The sequence below is a fragment of the Actinosynnema sp. NPDC037264 genome, assembly GCF_055603705.1.
The window spans coordinates 1-17,500 of record NZ_JBVJVK010000058.1; the positions used below are offsets into that span (position 1 = coordinate 1).

Consider the following 17,500-nt stretch of genomic DNA (forward strand, 5'->3'; position numbering starts at 1 on the left):
GGTGCGGCCGAATGGGCCGCATACCGCTGTTGTATGTGGCCCATTCGGCCGTGCCCCCGGGAGCCGCCTCAGGCCCGACTATCGCGAACACGGACTTGTGAAACAGGCGCTAGACGTGCTTCACCGCGGCCAGCAGCTTGGTCAGCGACTCCTTGGCGTCGCCGAACAGCATGGTGGTCTTCGGGTTGTACAGCAGGCTGTTGTCCACGCCCGCGAAGCCGGGCCGCATCGAGCGCTTCATGAACACCACGGCCTTCGCCCGGTCCACGTCGAAGATCGGCATGCCGTAGATCGGGCTGCTCGGCTCGTCCCGCGCGCCGGGGTTGACCACGTCGTTCGCGCCGACCACCAGCACCACGTCGACGCTGCCGATGCCGGGGTTGACGTCGTCGAGCTCCTTGAGGTGCTCGTACGGCACGTCCGCCTCGGCGAGCAGCACGTTCATGTGGCCCGGCATCCGGCCCGCGACCGGGTGGATGCCGTAGTGCACGGTGACGCCGCGCTGCTCCAGCACCTGCGCCAGCTCCCGCGCCGCGTGCTGGCCCTGCGCCACGGCCAGGCCGTAACCGGGGACCACCAGCACCGAGTGCGCGTAGCCGAGCATGATGGCCACGTCGTCCACCGTGCCGGAGCGCACGGTGCGCTGCTCGTCCGTCGCCGCCGCCGTCGAGGTCGGCTTGAAGGCGCCGAACAGGATGTTGGTCAGCGGCCTGCCCATGGCCTGGGCCATCAGCCGGGTCAGGATCGTGCCGGACGCGCCGACGAGGGTGCCCGCGACGATCAGCAGGGTGTTGGCGAGCACGTAGCCGGACGCGGCGACGGCCAGGCCGGTGAACGCGTTGAGCAGCGAGATCGCGATCGGCACGTCCGCGCCGCCCACCGGCAGCACGAACAGCACGCCGAGCGCGAGACCCGCCAGCGCCAGCAGCACCAGCAGCAGGCCGTTCCCGGTCAGCACGACCGACAGCGCGAGCAGCGCGCTCACCGCCGCCGCGCCGATGCCGAGCAGCTGACCCGCGGGCAGCAGCACGGGCCGGGTGGTCATGATCTCCTGGAGCTTGAGGAACGTGACCACGCTGCCGGAGAAGCTGACCGAGCCGATCAGCACGGTGAGCACGGTGAAGACCTGGAACAGCACCGAGCCGTGCGGCACGGCCAGGAACTCCGTCAGCGCCACCAGTGCCGCCGCCGCGCCGCCTACGCCGTTGAACAGCGCCACCATCTGCGGGATGGCGGTCATCTTCACCGACCGCGCCGCCGGGATGCCCACCACGACGCCCGCGACCACGGCGATCACGATCAGCAGCCCGTTGTGCACCGCGCCGTGCGCGTACGCCGTGACCACGGCCAGCGCCATGCCCGCCGCGCCGACGAGGTTGCCCGCGCGGGCGTACTTCGGCGTGCTCAGGCCCTTGAGCGCCAGCACGAAGCACAGCGCGGCGACCAGGTACGCGAGCTGGACCCAGGTGGGGCTCACCCGCCCACCTCCTTGTGGCCGTTGGCCGCGCTCTTGACCGGCCTGTCCGCCTTGTGGCCCTTGAACATCTCCAGCATCCGGTCGGTCACCACGAAGCCGCCGACCACGTTGACCGTGGCCAGGAACACCGCGGCCAGGCCGAGCGTGATCTCCAGCGCGTGCTCGGCGCGGCCGGTGATCAGGATCGCGCCGACGAGGATCACGCCGTGGATCGCGTTCGCGCCCGACATCAGCGGCGTGTGCAGGATCGTGGACACCTTCGACACGACCTCGAAGCCGACGAACACGGCCAGCACGAAGATCGTCAACAGGTCGATCACGGCAGCTCCCTCCTCAGCTCGCCCGCGTGCGTGAGGCAGCAGCCGGCCAGCACCTCGTCGGTGAGGTCCGGCACGACCTGGCCGTCCTTGGTCATCATCAGCAGCAGGTTGGCCACGTTGCGCGCGTAGAGCCTGCTGGCGTGCACTGGCATGCCGCTGGGCATGTTCCTCGCGCCGTAGACCAGCACCTCGCCGACCCAGGTCTCCTCACCCGGGCTGCTGGCGGTGACGTTGCCGCCGGACTCGGCGGCCAGGTCGACCACCACCGAGCCGGGCGCCATCGCCTTGAGCATGTCGTTGGTGACCAGCACGGGCGCCTTGCGGCCGGGGATGGCAGCGGTGGAGATCACCACGTCGGAGGCGGCGACCCGTTCCGCGATCAGCTCGCGCTGGCGTTCCAGGAACGTCTCCGACTGCGCCTCGGCGTAGACGCCCTGCTGCGTTTCGAGGTCCAGTTCGAGGAACCGCGCGCCGAGGCTCTTGACCTCGTCCTTGGCCGCCGCGCGCACGTCGTAGGCCTCGACCACGGCGCCGAGGCGCCGTGCGGTGGCGATGGCCTGCAACCCGGCCACGCCCGCGCCCAGGACGAGCACCTTGGCGGGCGGGATGGTGCCCGCCGCCGTGGTGAACATGGGCAGGAACCTGGGCAGCCGGTTGGCGGCCTCCATCACCGCGCGGTAGCCCGCGACCAGGGCCTGCGACGACAGGGCGTCGGCGGACTGCGCCCTGGTCACGCGGGGTAGCAGGTCGAGGCTGAACGCGGTGACCTTGTTGGCCTTGAGCACCTCGATCAGCTCTGGCTCGCTGTTGGGCTGCAGGAAGCTGATCGTGATGTCGCCCTCGCGGAGGGCGGCGGCCTGCTCTGGTGTCGGCGGTTGGACGGAGACGATCACGTCTGACTGCCCGGCCGGGTGGTCGGCGATGACGTTCGCACCGGCTGCGCGGTAGGCGGCGTCCGAGGCGTGGGCGTGTCTGCCCGCTCCGGCTTGCACGTCCACCGTGAGTCCGGCACCGATCAGCGTGGTCACCGTTTCCGGTAGACCGGCTACGCGGCGCTCGGCGGGCCGCGCCTCGACGGGTATGCCCACTCTCACGGAGAGTCACCCTAGACCGGTGTTGGTGATCTACGCCACAGGTGAACTTCAACGTTAACCGTACATACGTCTTGCTGAGACTTCCGGCCGCTCTCAGTGGATCACCGGGCAGACGCCCTTGGTGTCGCCGGGGAAGAAGTTCGGCACCAGCTCGCGCTTGTCGTAGTACCGGTGGAAGACGCTGGTGATCCCGCTCGACATCGGCGGCACGATCCACGTCCAGTCCGCCGGGCACGAGCGGCCCGCCTCTTCCTCCTTCTTGATGTGCGTGAGGAACCGGTCCGACTCGGTGTGGTGGTCGGTGATGGTCACCCCCGCCGCCGCGAACGAGTGCAGCACCGCGCGGTTCAGCTCGACCAGCACCCGGTCCTGCCACAGCGTCCGCACCGACGAGGTGTCCAGGCCCATCCGCTTGCCCAGGTACGGCAGCAGGTCGTACCGGTCGGCGTCGGCGAAGTTGCGCGCGCCGATCTCGGTGCCCATGTACCAGCCGTTGAACGGCGCGGCCGGGTAGTCGATCCCGCCGATGCGCAACCGCATGTTGCTGATCGCGGGCACGGCGTGCCAGCGCAGCCCCAGGTCGGCCAGCCACGGCAGCTCGGGGTGCCCGATCGGCACCTCGAGCACCGCGTCGGGCGGCAGTTCGACCAGGGCCGGCTCGGCGTCCTCCCGTTCCACGATCAGCGGCAGCACGTCGAACGGCCCCCGCCGGGTGGGCGGGCGCCAGCCCATGCCGATCGCCTGCTCGGTCAGCTCGGCGTTGCGCCGGTCACCCAGGACGCCGCCGTCCGAGCCGACGTAGCCCGCGTAGCGGACCAGCTGCTCGTTGCGGATCCTCGGCGCGGGTTGACCGGGGTCGTCCGGCGCGAACACGGTGATCACCGGGCGGACCTTGCCGCCGTTGGCGGCGAGCTTGAGGTGCTCGACGCACTCGTCCGCGATCTCCTTGGGGTCGCGCAGCTCCCGCAGGTCGCGGACCTTGAGGCTGCGCCAGTACAGGCGGCCGATGCAGCGCGCGCTGTTGCGCCACGCCACCCGTGCGCCGAACGTCAGCTCGTCGGGGGTGTGGCGGTACGTGCCGGTGGCGGCGACCTCGGCGTGCACCTCGGCGAGGCGGTGCTCGACCGGGCCGAGCTCGGGGTGCTCCGCGTGGTGCAGTCGGATGAACTCGTCGGCCTCGGCGAGGTCGACGGTGAAGGCGGTGGCGTCGTGCAGGGGAATGGCTTCAGCCGGACACGAGGGGACGGGGGCCATGGCGGGACACCGTAGTTGCCCTTTCGTGGTTGTCGCACCGCCGTGCCGGGCACCGAGGGGGTGCGACAACGGACCGTTGATGCCACAGAGTGAGTGCTTGATCGCGCAGAAGTGTGACACATCCTGGGAAAACGAGTGATATTCGATCGTTATCCGCTCGAATCACGGCGGTTACCTGTGATTTACATCACAGCCTCGTTGTCCCCTATCGGGTGACAACGACGGCGGTGTCCACGCCAGGAACTTCGTCGCCCTCGCCGAACCCACCGACGCCGGGACCGCGCGCATCGCGGCGTCGCGCATCGTCACGGCCACCGGGTTGCGCAACTTGTGCCCCACCCGCCCGAGCACCCGCGACGCCTTCGCCATCCGCTGCGTGCGCGGCCGGCGTTGGCGGTCGTAGTCGGCGAGCGCGGTCGGCACGTCCTCGGCGCGGGCGCACGCGGCGGCCAGCACCACCGCGTCCTCGATCGCCATGCACGCGCCTTGCCCCAGGTAGGGCGTCATCGCGTGGGCGGCGTCGCCGAGCAGCGCCACCCGGCCGCGCACGAAGGTCGGCAGCGGCGTGGCGAGTTCGTGGATGTCGTGCCGCAGCACGGTGTCGGGCGGCGTGGCGTCCAGCAGGTCCGGGATGGGGTCGTGCCAGCCGGCGACGAGGCGGCGCACCTCGCCCAGCTCGTCGGCCGAGCGGCCACCGGCCGGCGCGACGGTGGCCGCGTACCAGCAGACCCGGCCGTCACCCAGTGGGAGGACGCCGAACTCGGTGCCGGGACCGAGGGTCTGGCTGACACCGAGGTCGCGCGGGAACCGAGCGGTCGTCACGCTGCGCCACGCCGTGGTGCCCGCGTACACCGGCTGGGGCAATGTGGGGAACAGCGCCTGCCGGGCGCGGCTGCGGATGCCGTCCGCCGCGACCACCAGGTCCGCGTCCAGGTCGTCCAGGTCGTGCACTTCGGTGTCCGTGACCAGGCACTCCGGCGGCAACGCCGACCGCAGCACCCGGTGCAGGTCCGCCCGGTGCACGGCGACCACGTGGTCCTGGTGCGGCGTCTCGACGTGCGCCAGCGTCCGCCCCTTCCGGTCGCGGATGCCGCCCGGCACGCGGGGCGTGCCGATCCGCCGCACGTCGTCGGCCAGCCCCAGCGCCGCCAGCGCCCGCATGGCGTTCGGCATCACGCCGACGCCCGCGCCGACCTCGCCGAACTCCGCCGCGCGCTCCAGCACCGCGACCTCCCACCCGACCCGCCGCAACGCCACCGCCGCCGTGACACCGCCGAGGCCACCGCCCACCACGACCGCTCTCATGCCCGCTCCTTCTACAGCTGTAGATGCCCGTACTCTACAGCTGTAGAAGGAGGATGCAACGTGACCGAGCGCATGGCCGCCCTCGCCGACGCGGCGATCCACGTGGTGGCCACGAAAGGCATGCGGGGGCTGACCCACCGCGCGGTGGACAGGCAGGCGGGCGTGCCCACCGGCTCGACCTCGGCCTACTTCCGCACCCGGAAAGCGCTCGTCGAAGGCGTCGTGCAGCGGCTCGCCGAACTGGACAACGCCGAGGTGGTCGACGTGAGCACGGACGTCACCCGGGACCTCGACCTGCTGGCCGAGGGCGTCGCGCACGTGTTCGACCAGTGGATGACCACGGCCCGCGAACGCACGCTGGCCCGGTACGCGTGCCTGCTGGAGGCCACCCACCACCCCGAGCTGCGCGGCATCCTGGCCCACGGCGAACGGCCGCGCGCACGGATGCGGCAGCTGCTGGCGGCGTTGGGCGCGGAGGACCCGGAGCGCCAGGGCCGGGACCTGGTGGCGTTCCTCGACGGCCTCGTGTTCGACCGGCTGGCCGGCCCGGGCACGCTCGCGGCGCCTCCACCCGGGACCCCGGAGAGCCGCGCCGAACTGGCCGCGGCGATCCGCGCGGCGCTGCGCGGCGTGCTCGGGAAATGAGTGGCGCCCGGCGCTATCGTCAATCGCATGTGGGCCTTCGGGATCTTCTACCTCTGAGTTCGGGGCTGCCGTCCACCCCCACGCGCCACGCGTGACGGGGTCTTCGAGCCAACCCCCATCCCAGGCGGAGAGTCCCTCATGTCGCACATCGCTTTTCTCAACATCCCCGGCCACGGCCACGTCAACCCGACGCTGCCCGTCGTCACCGAGCTGGTGAACCGGGGCCACCGGGTCAGCTACGCGGTCGACCCCGGATTCGCGGACGTCGTCGAGCGGGCCGGCGCGACGCCGGTCGTGCACCCCACGACCCTGCCCACCGAAGACCAGGAGTGGCCGACCGAAGCGGCGCCGGCCATGCGCCTGTTCCTGGCCGAGGCCAAGTCGGTGCTGCCGGTGCTGGAGGCGGCCTTCGCGGCCGACCGGCCGGACGTCGTCGTGTACGACATCGGCGCGTGGACGGCGCGCCTGCTGGCGGGGCGCTGGGGCGTGCCCGCCGTCCAGTTCTCCCCCACCTTCGTCACGTACGAGGGCTGGGAGGAGGAGCTGGGCGACATGGTCGACCAGCCCGAGGTGACCGAGTTCTACGCCGAGCTGGAGCAGTGGCTGGTCGCCGAGGGCGTGGCGCTGCCCGGCCCGGCGTACGTCGGCGACCCGGACCGCGCGGTGGTGAGCATCGCGCGGTCGTTCCAGCCGAACCACGAGTCGGTGCACCCGAAGTACACGTTCGTGGGACCGTGCCTGAGCGACCGGTCGGCGTTCCAGGGCACGTGGGAACGGCCCGCGGACGACCGCCCGGTGCTGCTGATCTCGCTCGGGTCGGCCTACACCAACGAGCCGGGGATCTACCGGCGGTGCTTCGAGGCGTTCGGCGACCTCGACTGGCACGTGGTGATGGCCGTCGGCAAGCACGTCGACCCGGCCTCGCTCGGCGAGCCGCCGTCGAACGTGGAGCTGCACCGGTGGGTGCCGCAGCTGGAGATCCTCTCGCACGCCAAGGTGTTCATCACGCACTGCGGCATGGGCGGCACGATGGAAGGGCTCTACCACGGCGTGCCGATGGTGGGCCTGCCCATGCTCGGCGAGCAGGCCATGAACGCGATGCGCCTGGTCGACCTGGGCGTCGGCAGGCACATCCCGCGCGAGGAGGTCACCGCCGAAGGGCTGCGGTCCGCCGTGCTGGAGCTGGCGGACGACCCGGAGGTGGCCCGGCGGCTGGCCGTGCTCAAGGCCGAGACCCGGGCGGCGGGCGGCACGGCCGCGGCGGCCGACGTGATCGAGGCGGAGTTGGAGTAGCTCAGAGGGGGCGGCGCCTTCTACGCCGCCCCCTCCCCGTCTACGCGGATCGCTCCGAGCTGCCCAACCTGGGGAACGGGTCGGTCGAGAACACGACCTCCACCGGCACCTCGAAGTACTGCGCGATGCGCAGCGCCAGGTACAGGCTGGGGCTGTACTCGCCCCGCTCCAGGTAGCCCACGGTCTGGTAGTGGATGCCCAACGCCTCGGAGAGCTGCCGGCGTGACACTCCCCGTTCCGCGCGCAGCATCGCGATCCGGTTGTAGACGCTTTCGCTCATCGCACCCTCTGCAACGCCGCCTGTCGGCGTTGCTCCATCTCCGCTCCGGACTCACGGCGAGCCATCCGACGCAGGATCGTAGGCGCAAGCAGGAAGCCGACCACCGCCCACACGCCGAGCACGCCCGTCATCTCCAGGATCCGCCAGGTGCCGCCGATCTCCGCGACCGCCGCCGCGTCCGGCAGCAGCGCCGCCCTGGCGCCGTGCCCCGCCCAGTACACCGGGAACACCTGGGCCACGCCCTGCAGCCAGCCGGGCATCGCGGTGATCGGGTAGAAGATGCCCGAGATGGCGATCAGGCCCATCATCGGCAGCATGGTGATGCCCATCGCGCCGCCGGGGCTCTTGGTGACCGACCCGGCGACCGCGCCCCAGGGCAGCATCGACACCATGCCGAGCGCCAGCACGGCGAGCAGGCCCAGCACGCCGCCCACACCCGCGTCCGCCAGCACGTTCACCAGGAACAGGCCCGGCACCAGCACGATCAGCAGACCGGTCAGGGAGTCCAGCGACGTCTGCACCGTCCGGCCGACCAGGTAGCCGACCATCCCGTGCGGCACCGCCTTGGCGCGCAGCAGCGTGCCGTCCTCCCGGTTCATCGAGAGCTGGCCCGCGGGCCCGACCAGGGAGCCGAACACCATCCCCATGCCGAGCAGGCCGGGCAGGGTGAGCGCGGCGAGCGAGAGGCCGGAGCCCTCGACGGACGAGTCGCGCTGGAACCACAGCACGGTCAGCGCGGCGAGCCCGGTGAAGACGTTGTAGGCCTGGTCGGAGCTGCCCATGGAGTGGCGGAACTCGCGCACCCCGCGGTCCACGCCGAGCCGGATGGCCTGTGCCTTGGTGTTCACCGGATCGCCACCTCCTCGTCCGTCGCCTGGCCGCTCTCGTGCCGCTGCACGAGTGCCATGTAGGTGTCCTCCAACGTGCTGCGGCGCACCTCCAGCTCGGAGATGCCCGTCGCGTGCTGGCGGAACAGGTCGCGCACGAACGCCGTCGCGTCCTCCGCGGTGTGCACGTGCCGCAGGCCGTCGTGCGTCCAGCGGACCTCGGACTTGCCCGCCACCTCGCGGCTGAGCTGGTCCGGGCGCCGTCGGCGATGATCCGCCCGCCCGCGAGCACCAGGATCCGGTCGGCCAGCTTCTCCGCCTCGGCCAGGTCGTGCGTGGTCAGCAGGATCGTCATGCCCTCCAGGTCGGACAGCCGGTGCACCAGGTCGTGGAAGTCCCGGCGCGCGTGCGGGTCGAACCCGGCCGTCGGCTCGTCCAGGAACAGCAGGTCCGGCTTGCCGACGATGCCGATCGCCACGTCCAGCCGCCGCCGCTGGCCACCGGAGAGGCTGCTGATCTTCTTGTGCGCGTGCTCGGCCAGGCCGACGGTCTCGATCAGCTCGTCGGTGTCGAACGGCCGCGGCTGGTGCGGCGTGGCGTAGGGCGCGTAGTAGCGGCCCAGGTGGTGCAGCAGCTCGCGCACCCTCCAGCGGCCGTGGTCGCGCCACGACTGGAGCACCACGCCGAGCCGGGCGCGCCAGGCCTCGTCGCCGACGGCCGGGTCGACGCCCAGCACGCGGACGTGGCCGTCGGAGGGCAGCCGGAAGCCCTCCAGGATCTCGATCGTCGTGGTCTTGCCCGCGCCGTTCGGCCCGAGCAGGGCCAGCACCTCACCCGGGCCCGCGGTGAAGTCGACCCCGTGCAGCACGTCCGTCGTGCCGTAGCGCATCCGCAGATCGCGCACCTCGATGACCAAGGACCCCTCACCTCCCCCTTGTCGGAGTTCTCGGGCATTTTGTAGCACACCTGCTATCACCCGTACTACTGCTGTTCCCTTACGGCTTATTTACTTCACGGCTTCGTGAAACTTCTGTACGTTGCGAAGTAGGTCCCTTTACGCACTGGGAGGTGTGCGAGATGACCGAAACGCTGTACTCCGAGCTGCCGAGCCGACGCACGACGGCGTTCGACCCGCCCGCGGAGTTGGGGTTGCTCCGCGAACGGGCCCCGATCACCCGGATGAAGTTCCCCGACGGGCACCTGGGGTGGCTCGTGACCAGCTACGAGCTGGCTCGCGAGGTGCACGCGGACCGCCGGTTCAGCAGCCGGGCCGAGCTCCAGCACTCACCGCGCACGGTGGCGGGCAAGCCGGTGCCGAAGCGGCCGGCGGCCAAGCCGGGCATGTTCATCGGGATGGACGCGCCCGACCACACCCGCTACCGCAAGCTGCTGACCGGGCAGTTCACCGTGCGGCGGATGAACCAGCTGATGCCGCGCATCGAGCAGATCGTGGCCGACCACCTGGCCGCGATGCGCGCGTCCGGCACGTCGGCGGACCTGGTGGCGGAGTTCGCGCTGCCGGTGCCGTCGATGGTGATCTGCGAGCTGCTCGGCGTGCCCTACGAGGACCGGGCGAAGTTCCAGGAGGACACCGCCAAGGCGCTGCGGCTCGACTCCTCGTTCGAGGAGATCATGGAGGCGTTCGAGCGGCTGGAGGACTTCGTGCTCCAGCTGGCCAAGCGCAAGCACGTCGAGCCGGGCGACGACATGCTGACCGGGTTGATCGCCACCGGCGAGCTGACCGACGAAGAAGTGGCCAACATGGGGCTGCTGCTGCTCGTCGCCGGTCACGAGACCACGGCGAACATGCTCGGCCTCGGCACGTTGTTGCTGTTGCAGCACCCCGAGCAGCTGGCCGCGCTGCAAGCCGACCCTTCGTTGGTGGACAACGCGGTCGAGGAGCTGATGCGGTACCTGACGATCATCCAGTTCGGCACGCTGCGCACGGCGTTGGAGGACGTGGAGATCGGCGGCGTGGTGGTCCGGGCCGGCGAGTCGGTCTCGATCTCGGTGGCCGCCGCCAACCGGGACCCGGCGCGGTTCGAGCGGCCGGACGAGTTCGACGTCCGCCGGTCCGCGGCCGGGCACCTCGCGTTCGGCCACGGCGTGCACCAGTGCCTCGGGCAGCAGCTGGCCCGCATCGAGATGAGGGTCGGCTTCGCCGCGCTGTTCCGGGAGTTCCCGGACCTGCGGCTCGGGGTGCCCGCCGAGGATGTCAGGATGCGCACCGACATGGCGATCTACGGTGTGCACGAGCTGCCAGTGGAGTTCTCGTGAAGGTGGAAGTCGATCCGGACGTGTGCGCGGGGGCCGGGATGTGCGCGTTGACCGACTCCGCGGTGTTCGACCAGGACGAGGTGGACGGGACGGTCGTGCTGCTCCAGCCGTCCCCGACGGGCGAGCACGAGAAGGCGGCGCGGGAAGCGGCGCACCTCTGCCCGGCCGGCGCCATCCGCATCGTGGAGTGACGTGGGCTGCCGGGGCCGCCTCCGGGCGGTCCCGGCGGTGCGCGGCGGCTCAGAGCGACAGGTGCACGCGCAGGGCGTCGTCGAGCTGCTTGAGCACCGCGGGCGGCAGGCCGCCGATCCTGGCGCGGAGCCGGGCCGCGGCGACCGTGCGCACCTGCTCGGCCTGGGCCTTCGAGTCCGCGCCGAGCCCGCAGTCCTTGGCGGGCAGCAGCACCTGGAACGGGTACACCTTGGCGGTGTTCGAGGTGATCGGGACCACGGTCACCACACCCCGGCCGCCCCGTCCGGCGGCCCGGTTCGCCGCGTCGTTGCTGACGACCACGGCCGGGCGGATCTTGTTGGCCTCGGCGCCCTGCGCCGGCTCCAGGTCCACCCAGTAGATGTCACCTCGCCGCATCGTGGACACCGTCTGGCGCGGTCACGTCCCACATGTCGGCGTCCCCTCCGGCTTCCCACTCTTCCCACGCGCTCGCGTAGGCGTTCTCCAGACCCGCCTCGCGCAGGAGCGTGATCGCCTGGTGGATCACCGACGATCGAGAAGCGCTCCGGTGTTGCCGCAGGTAGTGATCAACGAACTCTACGTCCTCCTCGGGGAGGCTCACACTGATTTTCATACCTTCGATGCTACCTCCGGTGCTACCCGGTAGGAACTCGGCATGGCGAGCCCCACCAGCACGCCGAGGGAGGCCAGCACGGCGACCGCGACCATCGAGGCCGAGAAGCCGTCGCTGAACTCCGCGGCCGTCGCGTAGCCGCCGACGGCGCCGAAGACGGCGACCGCCACCGTGGTGCCGAACACGCCGCCGAACATGCGCAGCATCATGAAGACGCCGGACGCCTGGCCGATCCGCTGCGGCTCCACCGCGCCCACTACCGCCTTCTGCGCGGCGGGCATCGCCGCCGTGATGCCGGCCGAACCGAGGACCAGCGCGGGCAGGACCTCCAGGTAGGACGTGTCGGTGTCGACCGCGAAGGCGATCCACCCCATGCCGACCGCCTGCAGGAACAGGCCGCCGACGACGAACCTCCGCTCGCCGACCTTGTCGACCAGGCGACCGGCGATCGGCGCGCACACCATGAGCGTGCCGGTCCACGGCATCAGCATGAGGCCGGTGACGAGCGGACCGTGGCCCTTGACGACCTGGAAGTACTGCGCGAGGAAGAACATCGTGCCATACAGCGAGGCGAACACCAGGAAGTTCGCCGGGTTGGCGGTGGCGAACGCCCGCAGCTTGAAGAAGGTCATCGGGACCATCGGTCGCGGCGTGCGCTTCTCGTAGAGCACGAACGCGACCACCAGCGCCACGCCGACCGCGAACGAGGCGACGACCTCCGCGCTGCCCCAGCCCGCCGCGTTGCCGCGCACCAACGCCCAGATGACGCCGAACGCGCCCAGCGTCACCAGGCCCAGACCGCCGAGGTCGAGCTTGTCGTTCGGGCCGGTGCTCTCGTCCACCTGCCGCGTGGTGAGCAGGATCGCGACGACGCCGATCGGCAGGTTCAGCCAGAAGATCCACTGCCAGGCCAGGCCCTGGGCGATCGCGCCGCCGATGAACGGGCCGCTCAACGTGGCCAGCCCGGTGAGGCCCAGGTAGAGGCCCATCGCCTTGCCGCGCGTCCGCGGCGGGAAGACCGCGGTGATCAGCGTGAGCGACAGCGGCAGCACCATCGCGGCGCCCGCGCCCTGCAACGCCCGGGAGACGATCAGGAAGACGACGTCCGGCGCCAGCGCGCACGCCACCGACGCGACGGTGAACAACGCCAGGCCCGCGTTGAACACCTTGCGCCGGCCGATCCGGTCGCCGAGCGCCGCGCCGGTGAGCAGCAGGACCGCGAACGTCAGGTTGTAGGCGTTGACGACCCATTCCAGTTGTTCGACCGACGCCGTGAGATCCGCGCGGATCGTGCTCAGCGCGGTGGTCACGACCATGCTGTCCAGGGCCATCATGAACGAGGCCAGCGAGGCGAGACCCAAGGTCCACGCCTGCTTTGACGTCATCCGCTCCACTGCGGTGCTCACCGTTCTCCTCCGGTTCGTTCGCGACTCGGGCTCGTGGTCAGGCGCTGCCGATGGAGGCGCGCAGCGATCGCGGTAGTCCGAAGCGGGGCAGGAAGCAGTTGTCGTGGAACCGGGTGAGGGCGGTGATCCGGTCGCCGGTCAGCGACAGCACCAGCACGCCGTGCGCGTGCAGGATCGGCGTGCGGGGGTCGCGCACGTAGCAGCCGAAGGCCGGTTGGCCGTTCGCGCGGGTCGGGATCAACGCGTACCGCAACCCGTCGCGCAGCGCCACCGTCGTCAGGAAGTGCCCGATGTGGGCCGGGCCCCGGTACTCCAGCGGCATCGGCGGCATGGAGAGCCGCGCGTCGTTGGTCAGCAGGGCCACGACCGCGTCCACGTCACCGTCCTGGAACGCGCGGGCGAAGTCGTCCACGATCCGGCGCTCCAGCGGCGAGTTCGGCAGCGGTGCGCTCTCCCGGTCGAGGTCCAGCGCGCCGCGGGCCCGCTTCAACGCGCTGGTGACCGCGTTCTCGGAGGTGTCGAGGATGGTCGCGGCCTCGGCCGCGCGGAAGCCGAGCACGTCCCGCAGGACCAGCACGGCCCGCTGCTTCGGCGGCAGTTGTTGCAGGGCGGTCAGGAACGCCAGCGACACCGATTCCCTGATCTCGTAGCGCGCCTCCGGCCCCGGCGCGTGGTCGGCGATCCCGTCCAGCAGCGAGTCGGGGTAGGGCTCCAGCCAGCTGGGCTCCGCGGGGCGGTGGGACGGCTCGGGCAACCCGGCCTCCGATCGGTAGGCCGCCTGGTCGTTCGGACGACGGGCGCCGGCCCGCAGCGCGTTGAGGCAGCGGTTGGTGGCGATCCGGTAGAGCCAGGTCCGCACCGAAGCCCGCTCCTCGTACCCGCCGATGCCGCGCCACGCCGCCAGCAGCGTCTCCTGCACGAGGTCCTCCGCGTCCTGCACCGAGCCGAGGATGCGGTAGCAGTGGACCTGGAGCTCCCGTCGGTACGGCTCCACGAGCCCGCGGAACGCCTCACCGTCACCGCCGCGCGCCAACGCGAGCAGTTCCGTGGCGCCGCTTGCCTTGGCCGTCCCTCGCATGCGTGACTCCTCCTCTGCCGTGACCACCGCCCACCCGCGTTCGGTGCGGCAGGTCTGCCGTGCGCCGGTGGCCGGAACGCGCTCTCGGATGGGTGGACACCGCCGGAGCCGGGAACTGGTCGGTCCTCGCGCCTTCGGTTTCCCCTTTCGAAGCCGAACCGGCCGGCAGCTAGGCCGCGTGGAGCCGGGCGCGGAGTTCCGCGAGGGACCGGTCGAGGATCCGAGCCTCGAACTGCTGGGGATCGTGCCGTTCCGGGTCGTACTCGGCCATGAGGGCGTAGGTCTGCTCGAACCACCCGCGCAGCCGGGCAACCGTTTGCCGTTCGATCCGGCCACGGGCGACCGCGCTCTCGACCAGGAGTCCGAACTCCTCTTCCATCAACTCCGGCTTCGGCCGCTGCGGGTTCGTCCAGTCGTCCGCGAGCACGGGCCGCATGCGCACCGCGTTGGCGTTCCAGTGGAGCAGCAGCGCGAGGTCCGCCGTGAACCCGTGCGGCAGCGATTGAGGCCAGAGTTCGCGCACGGCGGCGCGTTGGCCGGACCACGGCGTCGAACCGACCTTCGGCAGCAGCTCGGGGAACAAGGTGCCCGCGAGGGGCGCGAAGAACCCGTGCAGCCAGAGCTGCGGGTAGAGCGGACGCCAGTAGAGATCCGACACCGTGGCGTCCGCGGTGCCGTTCAGGATCGGCTCGACGAGCAGCGCCACCAAGGGAGGGTCGCCGAAGTAGCGCAGGTCGCCGTCCACGAGGCAGACGATGTCCCCCTTGCTCGCCGACACACCTCGTGCGATCGCCGCCCCTTTGCCGAGTTCCGCGTCGACCACCGTCGCACCGGCCTCCCGCGCCACGTCGGCCGTCCGATCCGTGCAGCCGCTGGCGCTGACGATCACTTCGCCACTCGTGCCGAGCAGGGAAAGCCCACGTGACGACTCGGACACGACCTCGTCGATCGTGGCTTCCTCGTTGTGCGCCGGGATCACCACGCTGATCGACGCGACCCGACGTTCAAGTGTTCTCCGCGTGACCAGGTCCATGCCCAGTGCCGGGTTGATGGAAGGCAGGGTCATCCATTCGTCCTTCGGTGTCGTCCGCGCCGGGCCGGGCCGGACTCTCGGAGGCAGGCCAAGGACCTCCGCGTGGCAGGCGGGTCGACCACCTCAAGCCCGCCCGCACGCGGCGCGCGCTCAGCCGGGCAAGGGGCAACGTTGACCGTGCCCAGTCAACCGCACCACCTGACCAGCATCAACAGCGCCGACTTCGAACCCACGAGGACGTCTACATGGCGCGCAAGGTCACCAGCCGAAAAGCCGCCGACGCGCTGGAGGCGGTTAAGGGGTTCCGCTCATAAGGTGGGGGTTTAGTGTGGTGACGATCACGAGAGACATCATCGTCACCACACTTCACCGGGCGAAACGGTGGGGCGGGTGGGGTTCGAACCCACGACCTGACGGATTGTTGGCCGTCTCCCCCGTCGTCTGCCGCCCCCTGCCAGCACCCACCACTGCCAGCGCGCTTAGCGTTCGGAAACGACCACCGTGGACCGTGCTTCGCGGTCGTCTGTCATCGTTTCGTGGGGCAAAAGTGTGGCGTTGATCTTGCCTTGGATCACCAAGTTGAGGTGCCCTAGCGCCATCCCGTCGACCTGGCGTAGCCCGATCACGCTGCCGCCAGGGGGCAACCTGCCGCAGGACGCGAGGGTACCGCGAGAGCTTGCCCCCTGGCGGCAGCGTGATAGCCCTTCGGGAGGTCGATGGGATGACGCTCCGGCACCGAACGGACCGGCGGCCGACGACGCTCCCCCGCCATCCTGGAGACCTGCCCGTCCGGCGAGGACATTAAGAAAACTACCGCTCGCCATCGACTTCCGGTTCTTTCTCAGGAGTAGCGCGAGACTTTACGTCCATTTCCTTCACAGACCGAAGGGCGGTTCCGGCGAGATCATGCGCCCATCGCAAGAGCGCTTGACCATCAGTCACCGTACCGGGTCTTTTTCGATCCTTCTTAGGAACACCAAGGTGGTTGATTGCCGCGTCTCGGAACTCAGAAGCAAGCAACTCACCGAGCGCTATTCCATTTCCCCACTCGTCCCGATCCCAACCGCGTCGCATTGACTTGATCTGCAGAGCGGACGTCGCAGCTAAGAAGAGAATTTGCTTGCGCGCGGCTTCGACCACTTCAGGGGAGCCCAAAAGGTCGATGTGAGCGAGCATAGCGCGGATCTTAACCTGCTCTTCTTTGGTTTTGTCGAGAAAGTTGGAAATTTTCTCCTGATTCTGGGTACGAAACGCTGTCGTACCGTAGGTTCCATAGCTCTGATTAAACTCCGCAAGCGTCCGCAGAAAATCTGCATAAAGCGTCTGCCGGTCCCGATTGAGGGCAATCCTTCGATCGGATCTGTCTTTAAGTACAGCTCCTACGGCGACGCCTGTAAAACCGAAAATCGGCGCTAGCGAAATGCTGACCACTTGAAACCAAAAAGGCAGCGAGGGTTGTGCAGCTTGAGCAAGCAGTGCGGCGGCCATCACCCTAAAGTACTGGTTGACGAGTCACATGTCATGATCCAGGGCTGTTCCCTAGTGGCAGAATGCCCGGGCTTGCAGCGCTTGCCGGGGTCGGTCGCGTCTCCGGCCGCCGGCGGGCCAGGGTGGCGGAGCCGGGCCCCTGGCCCTTGCCGAGCGGCCAAGGCTCAGCGGCGCGAGCGGCCCCGGCAGGGGCCGCCTTGATGAAGAAAAGAAACTCTGAACACGAGGGTGCGGGCCATGGCTGGCGGTGGTCAGCGGATGAGTCGGCTTGTGTAGCCCGCTCCGACCAGGCGGTCATAGGCGGCGTAGACCTCGGCAGGCACGTCTTGTGGGATGGCGTACCCGGCTTCGGCGAATGCCGTGATCCGTTGAGTGTCGCCAACCAGCATGCTGATCACGAAGTCTGCATCGCCGATCGCGGCTACGTACTCGTCGATCGGTGGCCGATGAGACGTGCACACGATGTCGAGCTCAGGCCACAGCTTCTTGCACGTCGCGTAGGAACGGCGTTCCTGGTACGGACGGGAGATCAGGATGGCCGACGACACCTGCAAGTCGTTGCACTGCAACACTTTCCGGCTGAGGGTGAAGTTCTCGGCCGTGTTGCCGGCTTCGGTCTCGATGAGGATGGCGTCGTCGGGCACGCCGTGCTCTAGGGCGTACTCGCGGTAGTGGACGGCTTCGCCGCGTGGGAACCGCTTGACGGTGGTGGGTGCGTTCGCGCCAGTGAAGAGGAGCCGCGGAACGGTCCCGGCCTGGTACAGCTCTACAGCTCGCACGGCCACGCCGATGTCGTGGCTACCTAGGCCGATCGCGATGTCGGCGGAAGGCACCTGGTGCTTCATGTCGTGGTAGTCCCACAACGTCACGACGTCGACCCGGTGCTCGTCAGGGATCAGAACGGAAGGCATGGACACA

General features: G+C 69.9%; 18 protein-coding genes, 1 tRNA gene and 1 pseudogene. 4 read left to right on the plus strand and 16 right to left on the minus strand.

The features are described from left to right. Positions 1–109: 109 nt before the first annotated feature. The 5 genes from ACZ7GX_RS37080 to ACZ7GX_RS37100 form a co-directional block, all read right to left on the minus strand. Complete coding sequence (locus tag ACZ7GX_RS37080; protein ID WP_498783930.1) at positions 110–1,477, minus strand: NAD(P)(+) transhydrogenase (Re/Si-specific) subunit beta; 1,368 nt, start codon at positions 1,475–1,477, stop codon at positions 110–112. Then, positions 1,474–1,797, minus strand: a complete 324-nt coding sequence (locus ACZ7GX_RS37085; protein ID WP_498783932.1) for an NAD(P) transhydrogenase subunit alpha part 2 — start codon at positions 1,795–1,797, stop codon at positions 1,474–1,476. The genes ACZ7GX_RS37080 and ACZ7GX_RS37085 overlap by 4 nt, the downstream gene beginning before the upstream one ends. Then, positions 1,794–2,891 (minus strand): Re/Si-specific NAD(P)(+) transhydrogenase subunit alpha, encoded by a 1,098-nt coding sequence (locus ACZ7GX_RS37090; RefSeq protein WP_498783934.1) that lies wholly within the window; start codon positions 2,889–2,891, stop codon positions 1,794–1,796. The genes ACZ7GX_RS37085 and ACZ7GX_RS37090 overlap by 4 nt, the downstream gene beginning before the upstream one ends. A 93-nt stretch (positions 2,892–2,984) precedes the next feature. After that, entirely contained in the window at positions 2,985–4,145 is a 1,161-nt protein-coding gene (locus ACZ7GX_RS37095; RefSeq protein ID WP_498783936.1) for a nitric oxide synthase oxygenase, read from the minus strand. A gap of 171 nt (positions 4,146–4,316) precedes the next feature. Then, positions 4,317–5,450, minus strand: a complete 1,134-nt coding sequence (locus ACZ7GX_RS37100) for an FAD-dependent monooxygenase (RefSeq protein WP_498783938.1) — start codon at positions 5,448–5,450, stop codon at positions 4,317–4,319. A gap of 60 nt (positions 5,451–5,510) precedes the next feature. Between ACZ7GX_RS37100 and ACZ7GX_RS37105 the strand changes: the two genes are divergently transcribed. Continuing rightward, the gene (locus ACZ7GX_RS37105; protein WP_498783940.1) at positions 5,511–6,095 is read left to right on the plus strand and encodes a TetR/AcrR family transcriptional regulator; all 585 of its coding nucleotides are present in this window, start codon (positions 5,511–5,513) and stop codon (positions 6,093–6,095) included. A gap of 138 nt (positions 6,096–6,233) precedes the next feature. Further along, complete coding sequence (locus ACZ7GX_RS37110) at positions 6,234–7,388, plus strand: macrolide family glycosyltransferase (RefSeq protein ID WP_498783942.1); 1,155 nt, start codon at positions 6,234–6,236, stop codon at positions 7,386–7,388. Between the two features lie 40 nt (positions 7,389–7,428). Here ACZ7GX_RS37110 and ACZ7GX_RS37115 read toward each other — a convergent pair whose 3' ends face one another. From ACZ7GX_RS37115 to ACZ7GX_RS37125, 3 genes and pseudogenes are all read right to left on the minus strand, one after another. Beyond that, on the minus strand, positions 7,429–7,668 hold the full coding sequence (locus tag ACZ7GX_RS37115) for a helix-turn-helix transcriptional regulator (protein WP_033437276.1): 240 nt from the start codon (positions 7,666–7,668) through the stop codon (positions 7,429–7,431). Continuing rightward, complete coding sequence (locus ACZ7GX_RS37120; protein ID WP_498783944.1) at positions 7,665–8,516, minus strand: ABC transporter permease; 852 nt, start codon at positions 8,514–8,516, stop codon at positions 7,665–7,667. The genes ACZ7GX_RS37115 and ACZ7GX_RS37120 overlap by 4 nt, the downstream gene beginning before the upstream one ends. Beyond that, positions 8,513–9,384 (minus strand): annotated as a pseudogene (locus ACZ7GX_RS37125) (ABC transporter ATP-binding protein). The gene ACZ7GX_RS37120 and the pseudogene ACZ7GX_RS37125 overlap by 4 nt, the downstream one beginning before the upstream one ends. Positions 9,385–9,572: 188 nt before the next feature. On the opposite strand from ACZ7GX_RS37125, the gene ACZ7GX_RS37130 reads away from it, so the two are divergent. Beyond that, a complete protein-coding gene (locus ACZ7GX_RS37130) occupies positions 9,573–10,772 on the plus strand; it encodes a cytochrome P450 (RefSeq protein ID WP_498783946.1) in 1,200 nt (399 codons plus the stop codon). Further along, positions 10,769–10,963: a ferredoxin gene (locus ACZ7GX_RS37135; protein WP_230566834.1), complete on the plus strand. Its 195-nt coding sequence runs from the start codon at positions 10,769–10,771 to the stop codon at positions 10,961–10,963. The genes ACZ7GX_RS37130 and ACZ7GX_RS37135 overlap by 4 nt, the downstream gene beginning before the upstream one ends. Positions 10,964–11,012: 49 nt before the next feature. Here the strand turns inward: ACZ7GX_RS37135 and ACZ7GX_RS37140 are convergent, their stop codons facing one another. The 8 genes from ACZ7GX_RS37140 to ACZ7GX_RS37175 form a co-directional block, all read right to left on the minus strand. After that, positions 11,013–11,360 (minus strand): type II toxin-antitoxin system PemK/MazF family toxin, encoded by a 348-nt coding sequence (locus ACZ7GX_RS37140; RefSeq protein WP_498783948.1) that lies wholly within the window; start codon positions 11,358–11,360, stop codon positions 11,013–11,015. Next, a complete protein-coding gene (locus ACZ7GX_RS37145) occupies positions 11,347–11,577 on the minus strand; it encodes a ribbon-helix-helix domain-containing protein (protein WP_498783950.1) in 231 nt (76 codons plus the stop codon). Before ACZ7GX_RS37145 ends, ACZ7GX_RS37140 begins: the two co-directional genes overlap by 14 nt. After that, positions 11,574–12,983: an MFS transporter gene (locus ACZ7GX_RS37150; protein WP_498783952.1), complete on the minus strand. Its 1,410-nt coding sequence runs from the start codon at positions 12,981–12,983 to the stop codon at positions 11,574–11,576. Before ACZ7GX_RS37150 ends, ACZ7GX_RS37145 begins: the two co-directional genes overlap by 4 nt. Before the next feature lie 37 nt (positions 12,984–13,020). Further along, positions 13,021–14,061 carry a sigma-70 family RNA polymerase sigma factor gene (locus ACZ7GX_RS37155; RefSeq protein WP_498783954.1) on the minus strand — a complete coding sequence of 347 codons (1,041 nt, stop codon included), beginning with the start codon at positions 14,059–14,061 and terminating at the stop codon, positions 13,021–13,023. Positions 14,062–14,230: 169 nt separating this feature from the next. Then, positions 14,231–15,127 carry a glycosyltransferase gene (locus ACZ7GX_RS37160; RefSeq protein ID WP_498783957.1) on the minus strand — a complete coding sequence of 299 codons (897 nt, stop codon included), beginning with the start codon at positions 15,125–15,127 and terminating at the stop codon, positions 14,231–14,233. Between the two features lie 349 nt (positions 15,128–15,476). Further along, a tRNA-OTHER gene (locus tag ACZ7GX_RS37165) sits at positions 15,477–15,545 on the minus strand. 359 nt (positions 15,546–15,904) lie between these two features. Beyond that, the gene (locus tag ACZ7GX_RS37170; protein ID WP_498783959.1) at positions 15,905–16,582 is read right to left on the minus strand and encodes a hypothetical protein; all 678 of its coding nucleotides are present in this window, start codon (positions 16,580–16,582) and stop codon (positions 15,905–15,907) included. Between the two features lie 251 nt (positions 16,583–16,833). Beyond that, a complete protein-coding gene (locus tag ACZ7GX_RS37175; RefSeq protein ID WP_498783961.1) occupies positions 16,834–17,493 on the minus strand; it encodes a YdcF family protein in 660 nt (219 codons plus the stop codon). Positions 17,494–17,500: the final 7 nt, after the last annotated feature.

What these genes read in the sequence shown, in the direction of transcription:
- ACZ7GX_RS37095 (WP_498783936.1), bottom strand. Translation starts at nt 4,145, where the DNA reads ATGGCCCCCGTCCCCTCGTGTCCGGCTGAAGCCATTCCCCTGCACGAC.
- ACZ7GX_RS37100 (WP_498783938.1), bottom strand. Translation starts at nt 5,450, where the DNA reads ATGAGAGCGGTCGTGGTGGGCGGTGGCCTCGGCGGTGTCACGGCGGCG.
- ACZ7GX_RS37110 (WP_498783942.1), top strand. Translation starts at nt 6,234, where the DNA reads ATGTCGCACATCGCTTTTCTCAACATCCCCGGCCACGGCCACGTCAAC.
- ACZ7GX_RS37115 (WP_033437276.1), bottom strand. Translation starts at nt 7,668, where the DNA reads ATGAGCGAAAGCGTCTACAACCGGATCGCGATGCTGCGCGCGGAACGG.
- ACZ7GX_RS37130 (WP_498783946.1), top strand. Translation starts at nt 9,573, where the DNA reads ATGACCGAAACGCTGTACTCCGAGCTGCCGAGCCGACGCACGACGGCG.
- ACZ7GX_RS37140 (WP_498783948.1), bottom strand. Translation starts at nt 11,360, where the DNA reads ATGCGGCGAGGTGACATCTACTGGGTGGACCTGGAGCCGGCGCAGGGC.
- ACZ7GX_RS37145 (WP_498783950.1), bottom strand. Translation starts at nt 11,577, where the DNA reads ATGAAAATCAGTGTGAGCCTCCCCGAGGAGGACGTAGAGTTCGTTGAT.
- ACZ7GX_RS37155 (WP_498783954.1), bottom strand. Translation starts at nt 14,061, where the DNA reads ATGCGAGGGACGGCCAAGGCAAGCGGCGCCACGGAACTGCTCGCGTTG.
- ACZ7GX_RS37160 (WP_498783957.1), bottom strand. Translation starts at nt 15,127, where the DNA reads ATGACCCTGCCTTCCATCAACCCGGCACTGGGCATGGACCTGGTCACG.
- ACZ7GX_RS37170 (WP_498783959.1), bottom strand. Translation starts at nt 16,582, where the DNA reads ATGGCCGCCGCACTGCTTGCTCAAGCTGCACAACCCTCGCTGCCTTTT.
- ACZ7GX_RS37175 (WP_498783961.1), bottom strand. Translation starts at nt 17,493, where the DNA reads ATGCCTTCCGTTCTGATCCCTGACGAGCACCGGGTCGACGTCGTGACG.